Below are 21,472 nucleotides of genomic sequence, written 5' to 3' on the forward strand. Positions count from 1 at the left end.
ACAGGGCCGCACCCACCACATGTGGGTCGCGGCCCTGCTGTCATCTCAGCCGATCAGACGACCGGCCAACGCTCAGGCCTCGACGCCGAGCTTCTCACGCTCGGCACGGGCGGCGGCGACCATGTCGGTCAGCGCAGGCACCACCTCTTCGTAGCGGCGTGTCTTCAGCCCGCAGTCGGGGTTGACCCACAGCAGCTGGTCGGGAATCGACTCGAGCGCGATGTCGAGCAGCCCCTCGATGTCGGCCTCAGTGGGCACGCGCGGCGAGTGGATGTCGTAGACGCCCGGCCCGACCCCGCGGCTGAAGCCGGCGGCCTTGATGTCGCGCACGATGTCCATCTTCGAGCGCTCGGCCTCGACCGAGGTCACATCGGCGTCGAGCCCGTCGACGGCGTCGATGACCTGGCCGAACTCCGAGTAGCAGAGGTGGGTGTGAATCTGCGTGCGGTCTGCGGCGCCGGCGGTCGCCAGACGGAACGACCCGACCGACCACTTGAGATAGTCGGCGTGGTCTGCGCGCTTCAGCGGCAGCAGCTCGCGAATGGCCGGCTCGTCGACCTGCACGATGTCGATGCCTGCGGCCTCGAGATCGGCGATCTCGTCGCGCAGCGCCAAGGCGACCTGGTCAGCGGTGACGCCCTTCGGCTGATCGTCGCGCACGAACGACCAGGCCAGAATCGTCACGGGGCCGGTGAGCATGCCCTTGACCTGCTTCTCGGTGAGTGACTGCGCATAGCTGATCCACTCGACCGTGAACGGCTTCGGGCGCACCACGTCGCCCCAGAGGATGCTCGGGCGCGTGCAGCGCGACCCGTACGACTGCACCCAGCCGTTCTCGGTCACGTCGAAGCCCTCGAAGTTCTCGGCGAAGTACTGCACCATGTCGTTGCGCTCGGCCTCGCCGTGCACGAGTACGTCAAGACCGATCTCTTCCTGCAACTTCACGACGTCGGCGATGTGCCCCCTGATCTGCTCGTTGTAGGCGGCCTCGTCGATCTCACCCTTGGTGAACTGCGAGCGCGTGCGGCGGATCTCCGGCGTCTGCGGGAACGATCCGATGGTGGTCGTCGGCAGCAGCGGCAGCCCCAGCTCGGCCTGCTGCACCTGCGCACGCTCAGCATACGGTGTGCGTGTGAAGTCGGCGTCGGTGAGGGCCGAGATGCGTGCACCCACCTCGGGGCGGTGCACGCCGGCATGCTCAGCGCGGGATGCCAGCGCGGCAGCCGCTTCGTCGAACGCTGCCTGCACCCCCGCTTTGTCGCCGTCGTAGGCGCGGGCGAGTGTGACGATCTCGACGACCTTCTCTGCTGCGAAGGCCAGCCAGGAGCGCAGTTCGTCGCTCAGCTTCGACTCATCGTCGAGCGTGTGCGGCACATGGAACAGCGAGGTCGAGCTCGAGGCCACGACTCGACCCGCCAACGGGCGCAGCTCTTCGAGCTTCGCGAGCGCGGCATCCAGATCGGCACGCCAGATGTTGTGACCGTTGATCACACCGGCGACCACCACTTTGTCTTTGAGTCCGGTCACGCCGGGGGTGTCTGCGGCAGGCACGTCGCCTTCGACCAGGTCGAGTGCTATTCCCTCAATCGGGGCCTCGGCAAGTGCAGGCAATGCCTCGTCGAGAGCGGCGTACGACGCCTGGGCGAGAATCTGCGGGCGGGCCTCGAGCGCGCCGAGCACTTCGTAGGCGTGCTTCGCCGCTGTGATGAGCTTCGGGCGATCACTGGGCAGCAGCTCGCTGACCAGCGCCGACTCGTCGAGCTGCACCCACGGTGCATCGAGCTCGGCGAGGCCGGCGAGCACCTCGGCGTAGACCGGCAACAGGTCGTCGAGGCGGTCGAGCGGGTCGAACCCCTCTGGGGCGTCGGCCGTCGGCTTCGCCAGCGCGAGCAGCGTGACCGGGCCAACGATGACCGGGCGGGTCACGAACCCGTGCGAGAGCGCCTCGGCGAAGAGCAGGGCCGGCTGATCGCTGCCCTGGCGGAAGGTGGTGTCGGGCCCGATCTCGGGCACGAGGTAGTGGTAGTTCGTGTCGAACCATTTGGTCATTTCAAGCGGCTGCACGCGGTCCACTCCGCGAGCGGCGGCGAAGTAGCCGTCGAGGCTCAGGCTGCCGTCTTCGTCGACCCACTGGTCGAAGCGCTTCGGCAGGGCGCCCACGAGCACGGTGGCGTCGAGCACCTGGTCGTAGTAGGAGAAGTCGCTGGGGATGCTGGCGTTGTGCGCCTCGAACCCGAGGTCGTGGAGACGGCGCCAGTTGGTCGCACGGATCTCGGCTGCCGTCTCGGCCAGCTCCTGTGCCTCGATGCGGCCGCCCCAGTAGCGTTCGAGCGCCTTCTTGAGCTCTCGGCTGCGACCGATGCGCGGGTAGCCTAGTGCAGTGCCGCCTTCAAGGCCGGCCCCTGTGTGTTGAGTAGCCATGGTTCTCTTCCTGTGTTCTGGCCGAGCGCACCTGCAGGCGAAGAGCTGAGGGCGTCGAACACCCTGAGCGCGGTCGGCTCGTCATTCATGGTGAACAGCTGTATGCCCGGGGCTCCGGCTCGCGCCAGCTTCTCAGCCAGCTCAACTGTGTTCTGCACCGCGATGTCGCGGCGAGTCTGTGCATCCGGTGCAGCGCCGAGCGCTGCAGCGAGCGCAGGCGGCGGGGTCAGCCCGGAGAGTTCTGAGATGCGCTCGAGACGGCGCACCGTGGTCGTGGGGGTGAGGCCGGGAACGATCGGCAGCGTCGCACCCGTCGCAGCGACCAGGTCGAGAAAGCGCGCGTAGTCCTCGGCGTCGAAGAAGTGCTGCGTGATCGCGAAGTCTGCACCCGCCTGCTGTTTGCGAGCGACGTTCTCGGCGTCTTCGCGCAGATCTCGACTGTCGGGATGCCCGGTCGGGAACGCTGCGACGACGATGCGGATGCGCTGCCCCGCCGCTTCGGCACGCTGGCTCACTCGCGCGATCAGGTCGGTGGCGTGCGGCAGCACCAGGCCGCTGCCGTCGTCCCGGGCGTCGCCGCGCAGAGCGAGGATGCCCGTGACACCGGCTTCGAGCAGCTCGTCGATCGTCTCGTCGAGCTCGCGCAGAGACGTGGCCTGGCAGGTGAGGTGCGCATAGGTGGGCACCCCGGACTGTGCGATCCAGGTGACCAGCTCTTTCGTGCCCTCCTGACGGCTGCCCGCCGCGCCGTATGTCACTGTGACGAAGTCGGGACCGAGTTTCAGGAGCTTGCGCACTGCGGCGACGTTGCGTCGCAGCTGCGGCACTCCCCTGGCTGGGAAGACTTCGAGCGAAAGCGTGGGCGCTTCGACGCTCGGCAGGGTGTCCCATGCGGGCGTGATGTGCGCTGCGGGCGCATGCAGAGCATCCGCCGCATCATCGCCGTCGTCGAACGCGTCTTCGCCGGACAGACCGAAGCGGCTCGCGCTGAAGCGGCGCTCAGCAATAGGCTCTTCGGCGCTGGCTCCGGTCGAGACGGCAGCATCGTTCGACCGCGCGACCTGGGGTCGACGGTCTGCTGCGGGCTGCAAGCTGGCGGTCATAGTGGTCTCATCGTATTCTGCGTCGCTGCGCCGATGCCACACGTGTGACGTCACGTTACATCGCGGGGCGCTGCTTCTGCGCAGATTTCGGGGGTCTGGTTTCGGTGCGGTTGTCGGCAAGATCGTTTCAGTGCAATTCGGGCATCGAGAGCACAGAAGACGCGGCCAAAACCGATTGATACGCACGTCTTCTGCACACTCGCCGACATTGAACGGGTTCTGCACTCTCGGGGCGGAATCCCCCGGGACTCAGAACAGGTTCTGCACTCTCGGGGCGGCATCCCCGGGGCTCAGAGCAGGTTCTGCACTCTCGGGAGCTGCCGCGATCGCACCTCACCGCCACGGATTGGCAGAAAGGGGGCATTCTCGAGCGATCCCGGTACATTCCGTGCAATCCGTGAGGCGACATTCGGTGCAATCCGTGGTGCCCGCATTCCGTGCAATTTCGTGGCGACGCCGACCAGCCGAGGCAGCTCAGCAACCGGGTTTCTGAGCAAAGGGACTGATCTGTGGCTGCACGTCTGGGCTGTTGCGCAGCTGAAAGTCGAAGTTCGAGGCACAAGACCGCGTCGGCAAGCAGAGCGACCCGAGAATCCGTGCAGGTGGCTGAGCGGCTCACGGTTCTGATACCCTTACAGGCGGTCACAGACCATGCGGCTGTAGCTCAATGGTAGAGCGCACGCTTCCCAAGCCTGATACGCGGGTTCGATTCCCGTCAGCCGCTCCATTCAGCTCCGTCTGCAGCAGAGCTCGCACCAGTCAGCCGCTCGACCGGCCCCAGCGGCACACGCGTCGAGCATCCGCTCACTCCCAGCATCCGGTCAGCTCGACAAGTCGCGCCCTCCCCTGCGAGTACACCACCGTGCCCACTTCGGGCGGGATGTCGCTCAACCCGGGCTTCTTCACGTTGTCGACGATCGCGTCGCCGAAGTCGAGCACGAAGTGCAGATCGTTCGCACGCACGATCGGGCATGTGCGATCCTTCCAACTGGCATCGCTCAGGTGCCAGTCCAGCGTCTGCAGGTCGTCAGACACGTCGCTGAGAATGTGCACGCGCGTCACCGGCACGTTCTCAAAGGCATAGGCGAGCGCACCTCCGTTGCCCGGGTCGACCAGCACGGTCTGCCCCGCCGGCACGAAGTCGCGCAGATGCGCGAGAACATCGCGCTCATCGGTGTTCAGCAGCTTCGACGTGGGCGAGATGACATAGTCACGCTGCGCCCAGCTCACCACCTGCGCGATCGCCCCGTTGCGAATCGGCAGCACGAGCACCGCGACCAGCATCAGCAGCAGCACCCCGGCCACCGCCCGCCGCATGGCCTGCGCAGACCGTGACAGTCGATGAGCGTGCTTCGGCCCGATGCGCATGACCACGATCGTCACCAGCGCCCAGACCGTCGTGAAACCGATGACGGCCAGCGGCAGAAAGCCGAACACCGTGAGCCCGGCGATGCGCTTCGGGTCGCGGTAGAACCCTGCGGTGAGCACGTCGCGCAGCAGCGGAACCGGCGACGCCACCACCACCAGATACAGCACCACGGTGAAGCCGAACACGATGATCGGCCACCACCGCCGCGAGCGCAGGCAGCGCACCAGTCCGATCAGCGCCAGCACGCTGACTGCGATGGCCGCGGGGCGGTCGACCGGCCCGTTCGTCACGATGTCTGTCAGAGCGTCGCGCAGGTTCTCGTCGGCCTTCCACGGTGCCACGTCGAGCCCGGTGCGCAGCACGCCCCACAGCAGCACGAACACGCCGGCGACCGACCAGATCGCGATGCGGGTGCCGCGCACGCCCAGCCAGCCGACGAGCGTTTCGCCGGATGCCCCGCGCACTCCCGCCTCTCCGCCGCCGGCCCGCAGTCGGCGCAGCTGCGGTCCCAGCGTCGCGAAGACGATCATGGCAGCGAACCCCACGGCGGCAAGCAGCGAGTTCGGGTGTGCGAGAGCGAGCCCCGGCAGCACGAGCAGCAGGGCGGCTGCCGCATTCAGACGGTGCTGCACTGAGTCAGGCCGCTGACGGCAGATCGAGAGCGTCAGCGCCAGCGCCGCGGCGATCAGCGAGTTGCCCAGCAGGTTCGGGTAGAGCGGCCCCCAGTGCAGAAACAGCCAGGGGAACGCCGGAAAGCACGCGCTCAGCAGACCGCCGGCCAGGCTGCTCGCCAGGTTCGGCCCGCCGATGGCCTGTGCGAGCCAGATCGCTCCGAGCGGCCAGATCACGGCGCTCACCACAAGCGCCACGACGTTCGTGGCCTGCGGCACGCCGATTCCGCTGAGCTGTGCGACCAAGGCCACCACGTCGTGCCAGGCGGCCGGGTAGAACGACGAGTTGTTGGCCTTGTTCGTGATCGACCACAGTGTCAGCGACGATCCGTCTCCGCTGTCGAGAATCGCGCGCACGGCGTTGAGATGAAACGTCGTGTCGAACAGCTGCATGATGTACTCGGCGTCGGGCACAAGTCTGAAGAAGGTCGTCGAGATCAGCACCACCGCGGCGACGAGCGCCAGCAGCCCGGGGATCACACCGCGGCGCCAGGCACCGGTCATCGGCCGCGATACATCGGGCCCGGCCGAGACGGGCTGCGCACCGCACGCCACCGACGCCGGACGACGAGCCAGCATCCGCCGAATGACACGACGAAGCACGACGACCAGCGCGAGAGCGACCGCCCAGCCGATCAGCAGGCACCACAGCGACCAGCGCAGGCCGAGCCGAGGGGTGACGATCGCGCTGACCGCGATCACCGAGACCGATATGGGCGCAGCGGCGCCCCAGACGGCCATACCGCGCAGCCCGAGCACACGGGCGAGCACTGCGCCCGGCACGAGCAGCAGTGCGACAGCGACGAGCATGGCGGGCACCAGCTCGACCCAGGTCTGCGCCTGTGTGAGGTCCATCGTCGTTCTCTGCTCTCGTTCGTTCCCTGAGCACCTGCTGTGCACGGTCTTTCCATTCTGCCCTGCGCGATACGCTGATGTATGCAAGCGCGCGTGAACGCGCAGCCATGCACAGCACCACCACAGAGCTCGAATGGCTTCTGCATTCGAAAGGCGATTCACACATGACCGACAGCTCGACCGACGCGTCTACCGACCAGCCGGAGCTTCCTCGTCGACGGTTTCTCGGGCTCGTCGTGGGCACGCTCGTCGTCGGATCCGGAGTCGCCGCAGGCGTCGTGACCGCGGTGCAGAACCACCAGCGCGGCGCACTCGGGTTCGTCCAGACCGGCGACACCGCTGATGCCGACGCCGCGCCGGTGGTCGACGCAGGATTCGGCGAAACGGTGCCGGTGATCGCCGCAGCGGTGACCGGCCTCGGCGTGCAGCGCACCTTCACGCTCGATCCCTCAGTGTCGTTCGCCGGCCGCTGGCCCGTGCTCACCGGGCAGGATGCGTTCAACGGCCGCGTCGAGGCCTGGGTTCGCCGAGCGCTGCAGGACTACGCCCACGAGTACGCCCGTTCCGGTGGGTTCTCCCCAATGCTCACACCGGTGCCCGGCCATGCCGACGACGGCTCATACGTCGCACCGGCAGAGGCGGTCGACACCGCCGATGCACTGCGCGCCGGCACCTCGACCGCCGGCTCGACCTGGAGCCGCCCCGATGCCGCACAGGTCGTGGGCTTCAGCGCGGGCAGTCTGCTCGACACCGTGCCGCTGCCCGGATCGACGCGCAGCGATGCCAACTCCAGGCTCACCGACCGTGCCGAGTTTCCCGAGCCACAGGCGCACGGGCACCTGCTGGCCGTCAGCTGCGACACGACGCAGGCCACCGGCTCCGTGCTCGGCGTGCAGCTGCGCGCCACCCGCGCCGCCACCGTCGACAACGCCCATCACACGCTCTTCGAGCAGCGACAGAGCGTGTTCGTCGACATCTCGAGCGGCACCGCCGGAGTCGGCGGCAGCCTGCTCACCTCCGGCGGACGCAATCGCGCTATCGCCGCCATCGCCACCCTTTTGGGCACCGATCTCGATGCCCCCATCGGCTCGTCGAAGAAGGACGCGCCGGGCTACGACCCGCTGCGCGACGCGATCGACCGCGGCACCCTGCTCGACGATGTCTCGTTCGACCACAGCGGACAGCTCGTGCTGCGTCTGGCCGTCGAGACCGGGCGCCTCGGCGACGAGCAGCGCGAGCAGTGGGCGGCCGGTCTCGCCACGCCAGGCCTGCTGACCGTGCGTGTGGCGGTCGCAGACGACGACTGCACCGAGTTCGGTCGTGTGGTTCGGCAGGCGGCCGTGCGGCGGATGCCATGGTCGGGCCCGGCTCGCGCCGGCGCGACCGATGCGCAGGCGGCTCGAACGCAGGTGTCGTTCGCCGCGCCTCTTGCGGCGGAGGCGACCATGGCATCCGCCGTCAGCACGCTGAGCGCCGACCAGAGCGCGCAGGCCGAACCGCACGACGACGGGCCGGTGCACCCCAGCGCATACGTCTGGCCGACGCCGGCCGACCTCGTCGCATGTGCCGCGGTGACCTTCGACGACGGGCCGAGCGACTACACCGACACGATCATGGGCGACTTCGCTGCGGCAGGGTCGCACGCGTCGTTCATGGTCGAGGGGCAGCATGCCGTGATCTATCCGCAGCAGATTCGCGACGAGATCGCACAGGGGCACACGGTGTGCAACCACACATGGGATCATCCCGCGCTGACCGATCTCACCTCGGCGCAGGTTCGAGACCAGCTGACTCGCACCGATGACGCGGTCGAACGCATCTGCGGGGTGCGCCCTGCTCATGTGCGGCCGCCGTACGGCTTCTTTGACGATACGGTCGCGCAGGCGTCACCGCACCCGTTGGTGCTGTGGGACGTCGACTCGCTCGACTGGAAGGAGCCCGGACAGAGCGTCGTGCACGACAAGATCCTGCGCGAGGCGAAGGCCGGGTCGATCGTGCTGATGCACGACGTGCACGAGCCGACAATGGAGATGATGCCGAAGCTGCTGCACGATCTGCGCGCCTCGGGCCTCACTCTGGTGAATCTCGACACGCTGCTGGCCCGAGTGCCCGAGCAGCAGACGCAGAACGTCATTCACCGTCTCGGGTAGCCCCGCGGTGTGCCGGCCCGGTCAGAACATCGGAGCGGATGCCGTGCGCATAAACTCGAGCACGCGACGGTCGACGATGATGTCGCCTCGTCGCACCGGCCGCGCCAGGTAGAGCCCGTCGAGGCTCGTCAGCCGACTCAGCGCGACGTAGGTCTGCCCGGGGCTGAACGCTCGCGTGCCTAAGTCGATGACCGCGCGGTCATAGGTCTGCCCCTGCGACTTGTGCACGGTGACGGCCCACGCGAGCCGCAGCGGAAACTGCGTGAACTCGCCGATCTGATCCTGCTCGATCGTCTTCTCGTTCGGGTCGAAGGTGTACTCGTAGCGTTCCCAGACCACCGGCTCGACCTCGACGTCCTCGCCGTCGAGTTCGACGACCACGACGTCGGGGCGGATGCTCACCACCTTGCCGATCGACCCGTTCACCCATCGGCCGTCGGGGTCGTTGCGCAGAAACATCACCTGCGCGTCGACCTTGAGCTCGAGCTCGGGGTCGGCCGGGAACGCGTTGCCGAACTCCCCGTCGATCTGCGCCCGCGCGACCTTGGTGCGCCCGGGCAGCCGCGCGAGCTCGGTGGCGTTGCGCTCGTCGACGATGCGGTTCGTGGTGGCCAGCGTGATGATCGGCTGATCGGGATCGGGGTCGCGGTGGCCGATCTGGTTCAGCCGCGCGATCCAGTGATCGGGCACCGTGCCCTCGCGCACCGCGTTCAGCAGCTGCTTGAACCCGTCGTGGTTCTGTCGGTGGATGTTCGTCAGCTCGTAGACACTCACCGTCGCCTCGGCCCACACATGAGCGTCGAAGAACCACTGGCTCGCATAGTGCTCGGTGTAGAACGCGCGCTCATCGGTCGAGCGCGGCGGCACCGGTGCCAGCTGGTAGGGGTCGCCGAACATCACGATCTGCGCCCCGCCGAACGGTGTTCGGCTGCGCTTCTTGGCCAGCCGCAGGCTGCGGTCGATCGCGTCGAGCAGGTCAGCCGACACCATCGAGACCTCGTCGATGATCACGGTGTCGACGGCAGCGAGCACCTCGCGGGTCTCGCGGCTCATGTACCGCGCGATCTTGGCGACGTCCTGCACGCCGACGCGCAGTCCGAAGAGCGAGTGGATCGTCTGACCGCCCACGTTCAGCGCCGCGACACCGGTCGGGGCGCACACCACGACTTTGCCCGGCAGCTCGCGCATGAGCCGCGCGAGCAGCGTCGACTTGCCGGTGCCCGCCCGCCCGGTCACGAACACGCTCTGCCCGCGCATGGCAGCGTCGATGACGGCCTGCTGTTCGCCGGTGAGCGTGATGCCGTCGGCGGATGCCGCAGCGCTCTGATGCACCCCGGTCGCGTCTGTCGTCGGGTCGGCTTCCGAGCCGGCTCGCCCGCCGGTCGTCGTCTCAGACGCCGTCTCGACCTCTGCCTCAGAACTCGCCGCAGTCGCCGCGACGTCGTCTGCCTCGCTGCTCTCGGTCTTCGCGCCTTTGCTCGCTGCGGCGTCGCTCATGCTCTGCTTCCCTTCGACCTCTCGGCCTCTGCCGACGCCTCGTCAGCAGACTTGTCGGGCTCGTCAGAGACCGGGTGCCGCAGACCGGCCAGCATCTCGTTGTAGGCATTGAGCTCCGCCTCGTCGGTTCGAGCCGCATTGCGGTCGCTGCGCCGACGCTCTTTGGCATCGCTGCGAGACCACAGCAGCCCGACCAGCAGAGCCAGGACGATCGTCGGGAACTCGCCCAGCCCCCACGCGATGGCACCGCCGATCTGCTGGTCACGAATCGCGCTATCTCCCCAGGTGCGACCCATGGCCCCGTACCAGTCGGCCTCCTGCAGACCCGTGCCCATCATCATGAAGATGCCGAAGAAGGCGTGGAAGGCCATCGTGACCACCAAGAAGAGCAGCCGCACGGGATACGGCGGCCGGTTCGGCCCCGGGTCGATGCCGATCAGCGACTGCACGAACAGGTAGCCGCTGATCAGAAAGTGCACGATCATCCACTGATGACCGAGATGGTCGCGAGTGGCCCAGCCGAACAGCGGCGTGTAATAGAAGACCACGAGTGAGAACGCAAAGATGAACGCTGCGACCACGGGGCCGGCCACGAACTGCCCCCACGGACTGTGCACGGCCCAGAGAATCCACTCGCGACCTCCCCGTGAGCCGTCGGTGCGTCGGGTGATCGCCCGCATGCACAAGGTCACCGGCGCCCCGAGCACCAAGAAGAGCGGAATCAGCATGGTGAGCATCATGTGCATCGTCATGTGCACGCTGAACAGATACGTCTGATAGAGGTTGAACGCACCGTTGGTCGCCCAGAAGAGGAAGAGCACGCCGATGCTCCACAGCAGCGTGCGATGCCATGGCCAGCGATCGCCCCGCCGATGCAGGCGCCAGGCCCCGATGAAGTACAGCACGAGGGCGAACGCGCACACGACCAGCCAGATCGGGTCGATGCGCCAGACCGTGATGTACGTCAGCCAGGTGGGTTCGGGCGGCACCGGCTCGCCGGTGAGCAGCTCGGCCGGCGTCGGATCGCTCGACAGCTGCTGCGGAATCGGTGTCGCCGTGCGGCCGAGAGCAGCGGAGAAGCCGCTGACCATTCCCATCAGCGCGAACTCGCAGGTCACGATCCACCCAAAGGCCCGCTTCGCAGTCTCTGACGCGTTCAGTCGCCTGATCAGCCGCAGACGGTTGATCGCACCCGCAGCGCCGAGCAGGATCAGCCCGATCGCCTTCCAGATCACGATCTGGCCGTAAGCGGTGCTGAACAGCTGGTCCCAGGTTCCGACGCGCAGCACGGCGTTGGCTACGCCAGAGAACGCGACGAGCAGGAACGAGACCAAGGCGAGCGACGAGTAGCGTTCGGTGACCGCCTGCAGATGGCGCCCCAGCTTCGGCGACACTGCAGCGAGGACGACGAGACCGCCGATCCAGATGGAGGCTCCGCCCAAGTGCAGCAGCATCGCGCTGACCGCCAGGTTGTGGCCTGCGGTGCCCGCAGCGTGCCCGGCAGAGGCCAGCGGGATCAGCCCGGCGAACGCGGCGAGGAGCACGAAGAGCACGCCGATCTGGCCGCGCACGCCGGCTGTCAGCACCGTGACGACTGCGGCGATGCAGATGCTCCACAGAGCGAGCTGGCCGACCTGCACCTGCGTGAGGAACAGCCAGAGTCTGGCTCCGAAGGTCTCCGAGCCCCAAGAGTCAGGGTCGAGCGAGATGTACGTGAGAATGGTCGACAGCGCGCCGCTGATCGTCCAGAGTGCGGCGGCGACCGCCGCGATGTTCAGCGATCGGTTGTAGGCGCTCTTCCATTTCGGCGACAGCGCCCAGACTGCCATGATCAGGCCACCGATCGTGACACCGATCGAGATGTTGTTCAGAGCCTTGGTCGCGGGCAGCCCCCACCGCACGACCGCACCGGGGTCGAGCAGCACGGACGTCGCCGCCGCACCGCCATGCACCAAGGCCAGAACGAGCCCGATGCCGGTGGCGACGACGCCGAGAAGAAGAGAGAGAAGGGTCTTGCGCTGCACCACACCAGCCTAGTGCCACCCGCAGACGCACGCAGATCGGGTGCAGCCCCCCTGCAGACGCAGAAAGGGCGCATCCCAGAGGATGCGCCCTTTCGAACGAAGCGGTGAAGACTACTTCACTGCAGCCTTCAGCTTGCTGCCTGCCGAGATCTTGACACCCTTGCTTGCGGGGATGTTCAGGGTCTCGCCGGTCTGCGGGTTGCGGCCGGTGCGTGCGGCACGGTTGGTGCGCTCGACTGAGAGCCAGCCGGGCACGCTCACCTTGACGCCATTGGCGATGTTCTCCGAGATGGTCGCGAAGACGGCATCGAGAACGCCGTTCACAGCGGCCTGGGTCTCGCCGGTCTTGTTCGCGACCTCAGCGACGAGCTCGCTGCGGTTCAGGGTGTTGTCAGCCATGAGTGCTCCCTAGTGTTCAGTTCGATTTTGGCTACGGACAGTTCGTTCTGTGCTTGAGATCCGCGGTCCAGCGCCGAAACGCTGCAGAACCGACGGATCATCAGGCTACCAGCTGGACTTGGTGATGCCTGGAAGCTCACCGCGGTGAGCCATATCACGGAAGCGCACACGAGAGATGCCGTAGGCGCTCAGGTGGCCGCGGGGACGACCGTCGATGGCGTCGCGGTTGCGCACGCGCACCGGCGATGCGTTGCGGGGCAGCTTCTGCAGGCCGACGCGGGCCTCTTCGCGCTGCTCGTCGGTCGAGTTGGGGTCGACCAGCTGCTTCTTGAGCTGAGCACGCTTCTCGGCGTACCGCTCGACAATCACTTTGCGCTGCTCATTGCGCGCGATTTTGCTTTTCTTAGCCATGCTTCTTAGCGCTCCTCGCGAAACTCGACGTGTTTGCGAACGACCGGATCGTACTTCTTGAGCACGATGCGGTCAGGGTTGTTGCGGCGGTTCTTGCGAGTCACATAGGTGTACCCGGTGCCTGCGGTCGAACGCAGCTTGATGATGGGACGAACATCAGACTTCTTAGCCATCAGAGCTTCACCCCTTTAGCGATCAGTTCCTGCACGACGGCATCGATACCGCGGCTGTCAATGACTTTGATGCCCTTCGCCGAGACGTTCAGCGTGACCTTGCGACGCAGTGAAGGAACGAAGTACGTCTTCTTCTGCACGTTGGGGTCGAATCGGCGCTTGTTACGCCGGTGCGAATGCGAGATGCTGTGTCCGAAGCCCGGCGTGGCTCCAGTCACCTGGCAGACTGCTGCCATGGTTTCCTCCTGTACCGTGACCGCCCCGATGGCGTTCACCCAAGATCTCTTGTCGGCTGTGATGCGGGGTTCCGCATCACGCGATGCAGACGTGGAAGATCTGCAACCTATGCAGTCTATTGGTTTTCACGCCCCGACCGCAACAGACACCGGTGTTCCGACGGCCGTGCATCATCTGCGCCGGCTCAGCGGGAGAAGCGCGACCGCAACCGGTCAGCGGCGCTGCCCCGCGCGCTCTGCAGTGCAGTCCGGGCACAGACCGATCACGTCGATCACGTGCGCCTCGTCGGTGTATCCGTGTTCGGCGGCCACCATATGCGCCCAGCGCTCGACTGGAGGAGCCGAGATCTCGACAGTCGCCCCGCACTGTCGGCAGATCAGGTGATGATGGTGAGCTTCGTTGCCGCAGGCCCGGAAGAGCTGCTGCGCATCGGCGTCGATATGCACGTCGGCCTCGCCGTCTTCAGCCATGCGGCTGAGCGCACGGTAGACCGTGGCGACGCTGACCGTCGACCCGGCATTGGCCATACGAAGGTGCAGACCCTGCGCGCTGATGAAGCCGTGCTCGCGTTCGAGGGCCTCGCGCACCGCGGTCTGCTGCCAGGTGTTGCGCCGTTTCACATCGGTCATGATGCCTCCATTGTGCCACCCGAACACGTCGTCTCGTCAGTCTTTTCTCGACGCGGCCCCGCATGCCGGAGGCAGCCGCGACGGCCTGGGCTCACGGCTCACGGCTCACGGCTCACGGCCGTCTCAGGTTCGGCGACTCTGCCGCACGAGCACCTCGGGTCAGCGTGAGGTCGACGCCCTCGGGCTGTCGGCCCGTGTGCGTGCGCTTCGTGCGGATGCCGCATTCGGCCCGCCTCGACGCATCAGCCCGAGTGCGCGACGCAGCCCCCACGACACCAGCAGAATTCCGGTGGCGCTGAGTACGATCGCAGGCCCGGCGGGCACCGGCCACCGTGCCGAGATGAGCAGCCCGACGACTCCGCTCGCCGCACCGAGGATCGGAGCGACGAAAAGCATCCCGCGCATGCTCACGGTCAGCTGCGCTGCCGCGAGAGCCGGGGCAGCCAGCAGCGCGATCGCCAGGATCGCGCCGACCGCGGGCATCAGCGCCACCACGGTGGCGGTGATCAGCACGAGCACCACCGCATCGATGCGCCAGCCGCGAAACCCGGCCGCCTCGTAGCCCGCCGGGTCGAAGGTCGAGAACAGCAGCTGCCGCCGCAGCAGCACGATCGCAAAGATCGAGATCACGAGCAGGATGCCGGCGAACTGCACATCCGGCAGGTCCACCGCAAGAATCGACCCCGTGAGAAACGTCTGGACCCGAATGGGCAGCGACGGGTTCAGCCCGGTGAGCACGGTGCCCAGAGCGAACCCGCCGGTGAGCACCACACCGCTGGCGACGGCGGCCCGCTGGCGAAACCAGGTCGTCAGCGCGAGCATCACCAGCGTGAGCACGACCGCGAAGATCGCATTGCCGATGAGCACGTTCCAGCCGAGCAGCACGGCGATAATGCCTCCGGGAAAGGTGGCATGCGTCAGCGCCGTCGCGAAGAAGGTGCGCTTGCGCAGTACCACGAGCACGCCGACCAGCCCGGCAAGCGCACCGACCAGCACCGCCTCGACGAGCGCTTGGCCGAAGAACCCGATGGCGTCGGTGAGCACGTTCATGACGCACTCCCCCGTCGCAGGCGGTGCAGCCCGACTCGTCGCACGGCACCGACGATGAGCGACGCGGCGTAGATCACCACGAACGCCCCCACCACGGCGCCGCTCGGCGACAGGTTCACGCCGCGTCCCATCGAGACGTCGAAGGCAATCGCCAGCCCGGCCCACCCAGCCGCCAGGGTGAACACCCCTGCGAGCACGACCATGCCGATGATGCCCGCACCGAAGTTGCGCGCAGACGCAGCCGGAATGATCAGCAGCGCGAGCACCAGCAGGTTGCCGAGCACCTGCGAGCCTGCGACGACCGCCACGGCCAGCGACATGTTCAGCACGAGGTCGGTGACGACAGGCCGAAAGCCCGCAGCACGCGCGCCCTCTGGGTCGAACGCCCGATAGAGCTGCCCGCGTCGGGTCACGATCATCGCGACCACAGCGACTGCGGCGACGATCGCGATCGACCAGAGCTGCGCCGGACGAATCGCGAACATCTGCCCGAAGAGCAGCAGCTCGAGCTGCCCCGGAAAGCCGCTCGCCGAGACGGCGATCACGCCGATGCTGAACGCCGTGGTCAGCACCACCGCGACCGGGGCGTCCGCCTGCCTGACCCGGGTCGCGGTCAGCGTGAGCACAGCGGCCGCGATCGCCCCTGCGATGATCGCTCCGGGCAGCGCCCCGTCACGACCGAACGCGAGCGCCCCGATCGCCAGCCCGGGAAACACCGCATGCACCAGACCGTCTGAGACGAACTCGAGGTCGCGCAGAGCGACGAATGGGCCGATGGCCGCGGCCAGCACGGCCAGCACGACGAACGCGAGCAGCGCGCGCAGCATGAAGTCGTACTGCAGAAACGGGGCGATCAGGTTCATCGGTGGTCTCCGAGCGCCGCGATGTGCGGATCGGACCCGGTGTCATGCGTGCCCGAATCCGGGTGGTGGGGGCGCCAGCTCGACGAGAAGGCCTCTGCCACGTCGCTGCCACCGCTGTAGGCCTCTTCGATGACCTCCGGGGTGAGCACTTCGTCGATCGGCCCGAAGGCGACCTGTCGTCCGGCGAGCACCGCCACGTGCGAGCACACCACTCGTGCGAGGCCGATGTCGTGTGTGGAGAGCACGACAGAGAGACCGTCTGCGAGCAGGGTCTCGAGAATGCGTTCGAGGGCGGTGCGGTTGGTCTCGTCGAGACCGTTGAACGGCTCGTCCAGCAGCAGGATGCGCGGGTCGCCCGCCAGCGCACGCGCCAGCAGCACTCGCTGCTGCTGGCCGCCGCTCAGCAGACCGAAGCGCCGGCTCGCGAGCCCGGTGAGTCCGACCCGGTCGAGGCTGCGCTCGATGACCGCACGGTCGGCGGCGCTCGCCCGACGCACCCACCCGAAGGGCCGACCGGTCTGTCTGCGGTAGCGCCCCATCGCCACCACCTGACGCACCGTCACCGGAAAGGCCGCATCGATGTCAGTGGTCTGCGGCAGGTAGCCGACGTCTTCTCGAGCGTCGGCCGGGCGGCGACCGAGCACGGTGATCGAGCCGCGCTGCACGCGAAGCAGCCCGAGAACGCCTTTCAGCAGCGTCGACTTGCCCGAGCCGTTCGGTCCGATCAGCGCGAGTGCCTGCCCCTCGCACAGCGTGCCGTCGACGTCGACGAGCGCAGCTGTGGTGCTGTCGTAGCCGAGATCGGCATGGGAGAACTGCAGGGTCGGCTTGGGGGCGTGCATGGTGTTCACTGTATCGGCACTCGGTTCTGATCTGCTGAGGTATCGGCCCGCCGCGTCGCCGTGACGTCGAAAAGGTCGCCGGAAAGCGCAAACCGCCCGGCCGCGCGCACTGATGCGCGTGATCGAGCGGATGCGGTCATCAGTCGCGAGCGCATGCGCGTCGCAACGATGGCGGCGTGACGGGCATGAAGGCCATGCCTGTCAGACGCGGGGCAGAGCCCCCGATGACGTTCAGAGTCCCTCGGGAGCCTTGGGGTCGAGCCCCCACGACTGCCCGATGAGCGTGACGTTGTGCACGGTGGCCTTCAGGTAGGTCTCGCCCTCTGAGCCGGCCTCGCCGAGCGAGTCGCCGTAGAGCGCGTCGTCCCCCGAGTAGAGCTTCACACCCGACTCGTCGGCGATGCGCTGCACGATCTTCGGATCGACCGAGGCCTCTGCGAAGACGGCCTTGACCCCGGTGCCCTTGATCTTGGTCACCAGAGACTGCAGCTCGGCTTCGCTGGGCTCAGCATGGTCATCGAGGCTGTTGAGCACCGAGTCGTCCTGCGTGATGTCGAAGGCCTTCACGAAGTAGGCGAATGCATCGTGCGTCGACACGAACTTACGAGCATCGGGCTGCACCGGGGCGAAGGTGTCTTTGATCCACTTGTCGACGTCGTCCAGCTTGGCCTCGTACGCCGAGGCGTTGCTCTTATAGTCGTCGGCATGGTCTGGGTCGGCTTTGGCCAGCCCGTCTGCGATGTTCTGCACCTGGATCTTGGCGTTCGCCGGGTCTGTCCAGATGTGTGGGTCATTGACCAGCTCGGTGTGGCTGTGCCCCTCTTCAGACTCCTCTTTCTCGTCCTCAGTCGCAGGAATCGGCGTGACGCCTGTGCTGGTGTCGATGATCTTGTCAGCCGGCGCGGCGTCGCTGACAACCTGGTCGAGACCGAATCCGTTCACGATGACCGCTCCCGAGTCGGCGAGCGCAGCCGAGTTGGCGGCGGTGAGCTCGAGATCATGCGGGCTCTGGTTCGGAGCGACGATCTGCGTCACTTCGGCACCAGTATCACCGACGACCTGTTTGGTGAAATCGCCGAGCTGCGTGGTCGAGACCGTGATCTTCAGATCGCTCTTGGCCGGTGCTGCCGACGGGCTGCTGCTCTGGCTGCTGCAGCCAGCGAACAGCAGAGCGCTCGCGGCGACGACACCGATGACTGATGCGGTGCGGGTGTACTTCATCGAGACTTCTCTCCAAAATGCTGGTGTGAAATGTGCGGTGTCGTTTATGACGATGCGAATGCTCTGCAGGCCAGCTTCTGCCGCCAGAGCGCAGCATCGTCAGAGTCGAGACCGAGTCTGACGACAGATGTGCCGCCCCGACGCAAGCCGCCGAGCAGAGCATCCTCGATGTCTGCGGCAGGCCGGCGCCGGAGCGACGACAACCACGCGCCCACTCTAAGCGCTAATGGGAATCGATGTCAATTAGCGGCGGCGCGCGTCGTCTCCTGGGCTCAGTACAGCCCGGCAAGCACCTGCTGATACCCCTGGCACCAGCTCGGACGAAGCCCGGGCAGAGTGCCGATCGACACCGGCTGATCGGCGGCGAAGACCTCGGTCTTCGCACCGATCACGTTCGGCATCATCACATAGCCGTCGTCCGAGGCGTCGGCAGGTTCCGTCGTGACCGCGATGAACTTTCCCGATGGCGATGCGCACACACCAGAGACCGACCCACGCCCCGGCGATGTGGCGATACGACGGGCGCCGTCACCGGTGAGCGCATAGACCGTCTCTGTGGTCTGATCTCCAGAGCTGCTCTCATACACTGCGACCGCGCCGAACGGCGCAGGCGCGAGCCGCACGAGCCGTGATCCGCTGTCGACGCCCTTCGGCTGCGAGGTGTCCAGGCGCTGGCGCCCGCCGTTGACCGGGTCGACCAGAGCGAACGTCCCGTTCTGATCAGACATCAGCAGCCGCTGCTGCGCAGCCGACCCGAGCACCTCGGTGTAGCTGCCCAGCGGCAGCGGGGCCTGTTCTGCGTCGTCGTACTGCTGATCGGTGCGCACTTCGAAGAGCGCGACCCGCAGCATGGTGTTGTCCCACTGCCGAACGACCGCGAACCGACCGTCATCGGTCAGCACGACCTGGTTGCCCTGCACCAGCTCGCCGTCCGGCGTATGCACAGGTGCGCCCGTCACCGCGCCGTCCGCACCCGCCAGGTTCCAGGCGACGACCTGCCCGCCGGGCTGGCCGTAGTCGAGGGGGTTGATCGTCGCCGAGACAGTGTCTCCTGAAAGCGCAAGACCGATGACCGTCGCATCCAGCGGAAGCACGAGCTCGCGGGCATCCTTGGAGGTCGCATCGGAGGCCTGACGATCGAGCAGCTCCAGCTTCGTGGCAGCCGTCCTGCGATCGGCCACGGCGACCACGATCCAGCGGTCGTCCACCACAAACGTCTGAATGCGCGGCGCAGTGAACACGGTCTGCATGCCCGTGTCGCTGATGCCGGAGCGCACGATCCGGTCGTCGCCGCGCAGCGCGCTGTCGTCCTGGTACCCGCCGCCGCGCCGCAGCGAGAGCACCGGCGCCTCATCGGCGACAGCCGCCGCGTTGGCATCGGTCAGCACGGTGTTCTCGCGCTGCCCGTACCACTGTGCGCCGACGAACACCGCGACGAGCAGCACAATCGTGCAGATGACCCCGACTCGCCAGGGCCAACGTGCACGAGGCGTCACGCCAGAGCGGTCAGTTGAGATACGGATCACCGGGCTCCTCGATGCTGTGCAGATCGGTCGGCGCGAAGACGACGGCATACGGGCTCGACTGGCTCGCGTTCACCGCGAAGCCGCCGCTGCCCTCAACCCACGACTGCGGCGGATACGTCGCCTGCCAGCCGGGATGGTAGACAGGAATCGACACCGGCTGAGCGTCGAGCGTGCAGCAGGTGACCATGAACCGCGTCACGAGCATGACGTTGTCGGGATCCTGTCGATCCGGCGTCACGAAGCCAGAGAACGTCGCATTGTGTCCGTCGTAGAACGACAGATCGCCACGCAGCTGCATCGTCGACGCCCAGTCCGACATCGTGAACGACTCAGGGCCAGCGCCGACCGTCGCGATGTCGCCGGTCATCGTCTGGGCGAGCGTGGTGCCGCCGACGGCGGCGTCTCGCGTCACAGCCTGCGAGGCGCTGAGCGTCGTGGGCTGCGCGACGGCGAGCATCGCCACGATGACGACGGTGCCGACGCCGCTCACCACAGGCCAGCGTCGGATGCTTCGCGTGGGATGCCGCCCGTCGTCGCCGTGACTGTGGTCGTCGTCGCCGTGGTCGTGATCGCGGTCTGGCAGCACGACCGCGACCACGCCCAGCAGCAGAGCGACCGCAGCCATGGCCACGGCGAACCAGACGTACCGCGGGCTCACATAGAGATCGAGATGATGCTGCGCTGCCAGCCACAGGATGAAGGCTGAGAGCGCGACGGCGATGACGACGCCGTGCCAACGTCGAAAGTGCTCAGGCCAGTGCATTCATCCCCGATCCGAGTACCAAGACGAACAGTGCCACGATCACCGTCAGCCAGATCAGCGTCCGCGTCGAGAAGGTGGTGCGCAGCAGCGCCAGCATCTTGATGTCGATGATCGCCCCGAACACGAGGAACCCGACCAGAGCCCCCGGCAGGAACGTCGAGCCCAGTGCGAGGATGAAGAAGGCGTCGACGTTCGAGCAGATCGAGACGATGAACGCCAGCAGCATCAGAGCGACGACGCCCCAGACCGGGTCGGCGCCGAGATCGACCAGCACATGACGCGGCACGAACACCTGAATGGCCCCGGCGATGAACGCGCCACCGATCAAGGCGACCAGCATGGCCTGCGTCTCGGTGCGGAAGACCCCACCGCTGGAACGCAGCCGCCCGACGAAGCCGCCTCCCGCGTGCTCATGCGCGTCAAGTCGGCAGGCCTCGTCGAAGGCAGAGGTCAGCAGACGGCGCTGCTCGGGATAGAGGCTGAACAGCCAGCCGACCAGATTGGCCAGCACCAGGGCACCGGCGACACGACCGACGAGCACGCCGTTCTGCCAGCCGAACGCCTGATAGGTCGTGATGATCGTCACCGGGTTCACGATCGGGGCGGCCACCAGAAACGTCAACGCGTCGCCAATGTTCATGCCGCGACTCAGAAACCCTCGGGTCACCGGAACATTGCCGCATTCGCACACCGGCAGCAGGATGCCGAACAGCGAGATGATGATTCGGCGAGTGAAGCCGTTGCTCGGCAGATGATCGAGCAGCAGACCCTGCGGCAGCCAGAAGCGCAGCGCGATGGCGATGATGATGCCAAGCACCACGAAGGGCGTCGACTCCACGAGCACGCTGAGCGACAGAGTGACCCAGTCGCTCAGCGCATCGCCCAACGTCACATCCTGCAGCGGACTCGCGATGCGGATGACGATGAAGACCGCCAACGCGAGCAGCCCGATCAGCGGCCAGAGCATCCGACGCCGACCGGCGCGAGCACTCTCGCGACTCGAGATCGTCATGTGCTCGTCGCGGGCGGGCCCGGCAGCCGGTTCTGCGGCGACTCGCTGCGCCGCGACCGCACGGTGTGCCTCTGCGCGTTCGACTGCCGGCCGCAGATCGACCTCGATCGGAGGCTCTCGAAGAGCGCTGCGGTCGCGGCGAGGGGCGGGCCGAGACCTGCTCTCATTATCGGATGCGGCTGACACAGCGCTCATTATTCCACGGGATCCTGTGCACAGCCCAGCGGCATCAACGTCGGTTTGTGCTCAGGCTCGG

18 protein-coding genes and 1 tRNA gene are annotated in these 21,472 nt (G+C 66.9%); 2 read left to right on the top strand and 17 right to left on the bottom strand.

Going from position 1 to position 21,472, the window contains the following annotated elements; all coding sequences use genetic code 11:
• Positions 1-72 precede the first annotated feature (72 nt).
• Both metE and F8O09_RS06100 read right to left on the bottom strand, forming a co-directional pair.
• The gene (gene metE / locus F8O09_RS06095) at positions 73-2,421 is read right to left on the bottom strand and encodes a 5-methyltetrahydropteroyltriglutamate--homocysteine S-methyltransferase (protein WP_158054282.1); all 2,349 of its coding nucleotides are present in this window, start codon (positions 2,419-2,421) and stop codon (positions 73-75) included.
• A complete protein-coding gene (locus tag F8O09_RS06100; RefSeq protein ID WP_158054283.1) occupies positions 2,373-3,524 on the bottom strand; it encodes a methylenetetrahydrofolate reductase in 1,152 nt (383 codons plus the stop codon). The genes metE and F8O09_RS06100 overlap by 49 nt, the downstream gene beginning before the upstream one ends.
• 653 nt (positions 3,525-4,177) lie before the next feature.
• Between F8O09_RS06100 and F8O09_RS06105 the strand changes: the two genes are divergently transcribed.
• A tRNA-Gly gene (locus F8O09_RS06105) sits at positions 4,178-4,251 on the top strand.
• A 77-nt stretch (positions 4,252-4,328) separates the two neighbouring features.
• On the opposite strand, the gene F8O09_RS06110 is transcribed toward F8O09_RS06105, so the two are convergent.
• Complete coding sequence (locus F8O09_RS06110) at positions 4,329-6,419, bottom strand: DUF6541 family protein (protein ID WP_158054284.1); 2,091 nt, start codon at positions 6,417-6,419, stop codon at positions 4,329-4,331.
• Between the two features lie 164 nt (positions 6,420-6,583).
• Between F8O09_RS06110 and F8O09_RS06115 the strand changes: the two genes are divergently transcribed.
• Positions 6,584-8,569, top strand: a complete 1,986-nt coding sequence (locus F8O09_RS06115) for a polysaccharide deacetylase family protein (protein WP_192497581.1) — start codon at positions 6,584-6,586, stop codon at positions 8,567-8,569.
• 21 nt (positions 8,570-8,590) lie between these two features.
• Here F8O09_RS06115 and F8O09_RS06120 read toward each other — a convergent pair whose 3' ends face one another.
• From F8O09_RS06120 to F8O09_RS06185, 14 genes are all read right to left on the bottom strand, one after another.
• Positions 8,591-10,066 carry an ATP-dependent DNA helicase gene (locus F8O09_RS06120; RefSeq protein WP_158054286.1) on the bottom strand — a complete coding sequence of 492 codons (1,476 nt, stop codon included), beginning with the start codon at positions 10,064-10,066 and terminating at the stop codon, positions 8,591-8,593.
• On the bottom strand, positions 10,063-12,090 hold the full coding sequence (locus F8O09_RS06125; RefSeq protein WP_225732889.1) for a cytochrome c oxidase assembly protein: 2,028 nt from the start codon (positions 12,088-12,090) through the stop codon (positions 10,063-10,065). The genes F8O09_RS06120 and F8O09_RS06125 overlap by 4 nt, the downstream gene beginning before the upstream one ends.
• Positions 12,091-12,201: 111 nt before the next feature.
• Entirely contained in the window at positions 12,202-12,489 is a 288-nt protein-coding gene (locus tag F8O09_RS06130) for an HU family DNA-binding protein (protein ID WP_158030617.1), read from the bottom strand.
• A 105-nt stretch (positions 12,490-12,594) separates the two neighbouring features.
• Positions 12,595-12,900: a 30S ribosomal protein S14 gene (gene rpsN / locus F8O09_RS06135; protein WP_158030616.1), complete on the bottom strand. Its 306-nt coding sequence runs from the start codon at positions 12,898-12,900 to the stop codon at positions 12,595-12,597.
• A 5-nt stretch (positions 12,901-12,905) separates the two neighbouring features.
• Positions 12,906-13,073, bottom strand: coding sequence for a 50S ribosomal protein L33 (gene rpmG / locus F8O09_RS06140; protein WP_158030615.1), 168 nt, complete (start codon positions 13,071-13,073; stop codon positions 12,906-12,908).
• Positions 13,073-13,309 carry a 50S ribosomal protein L28 gene (gene rpmB, locus F8O09_RS06145; protein ID WP_158030614.1) on the bottom strand — a complete coding sequence of 79 codons (237 nt, stop codon included), beginning with the start codon at positions 13,307-13,309 and terminating at the stop codon, positions 13,073-13,075. The genes rpmG and rpmB overlap by 1 nt, the downstream gene beginning before the upstream one ends.
• 213 nt (positions 13,310-13,522) lie before the next feature.
• Complete coding sequence (locus F8O09_RS06150) at positions 13,523-13,939, bottom strand: transcriptional repressor (protein WP_318655749.1); 417 nt, start codon at positions 13,937-13,939, stop codon at positions 13,523-13,525.
• Positions 13,940-14,098: 159 nt separating this feature from the next.
• On the bottom strand, positions 14,099-14,989 hold the full coding sequence (locus F8O09_RS06155; protein ID WP_158054287.1) for a metal ABC transporter permease: 891 nt from the start codon (positions 14,987-14,989) through the stop codon (positions 14,099-14,101).
• Complete coding sequence (locus F8O09_RS06160) at positions 14,986-15,852, bottom strand: metal ABC transporter permease (RefSeq protein WP_158054288.1); 867 nt, start codon at positions 15,850-15,852, stop codon at positions 14,986-14,988. Before F8O09_RS06160 ends, F8O09_RS06155 begins: the two co-directional genes overlap by 4 nt.
• Positions 15,849-16,694, bottom strand: coding sequence for a metal ABC transporter ATP-binding protein (locus tag F8O09_RS06165; protein ID WP_158030611.1), 846 nt, complete (start codon positions 16,692-16,694; stop codon positions 15,849-15,851). The genes F8O09_RS06160 and F8O09_RS06165 overlap by 4 nt, the downstream gene beginning before the upstream one ends.
• A gap of 231 nt (positions 16,695-16,925) precedes the next feature.
• The gene (locus tag F8O09_RS06170) at positions 16,926-17,915 is read right to left on the bottom strand and encodes a metal ABC transporter substrate-binding protein (protein ID WP_158054289.1); all 990 of its coding nucleotides are present in this window, start codon (positions 17,913-17,915) and stop codon (positions 16,926-16,928) included.
• A gap of 272 nt (positions 17,916-18,187) precedes the next feature.
• Positions 18,188-19,441: a hypothetical protein gene (locus F8O09_RS06175; RefSeq protein ID WP_158054290.1), complete on the bottom strand. Its 1,254-nt coding sequence runs from the start codon at positions 19,439-19,441 to the stop codon at positions 18,188-18,190.
• Entirely contained in the window at positions 19,422-20,204 is a 783-nt protein-coding gene (locus tag F8O09_RS06180) for a TIGR03943 family putative permease subunit (protein ID WP_158054291.1), read from the bottom strand. Before F8O09_RS06180 ends, F8O09_RS06175 begins: the two co-directional genes overlap by 20 nt.
• Positions 20,191-21,402: a permease gene (locus F8O09_RS06185; RefSeq protein ID WP_225732890.1), complete on the bottom strand. Its 1,212-nt coding sequence runs from the start codon at positions 21,400-21,402 to the stop codon at positions 20,191-20,193. The genes F8O09_RS06180 and F8O09_RS06185 overlap by 14 nt, the downstream gene beginning before the upstream one ends.
• Positions 21,403-21,472 lie beyond the last annotated feature (70 nt).

Source organism: Pseudoclavibacter sp. CFCC 11306, assembly GCF_008831235.1.
Lineage (GTDB): Bacteria > Actinomycetota > Actinomycetes > Actinomycetales > Microbacteriaceae > Pseudoclavibacter_A.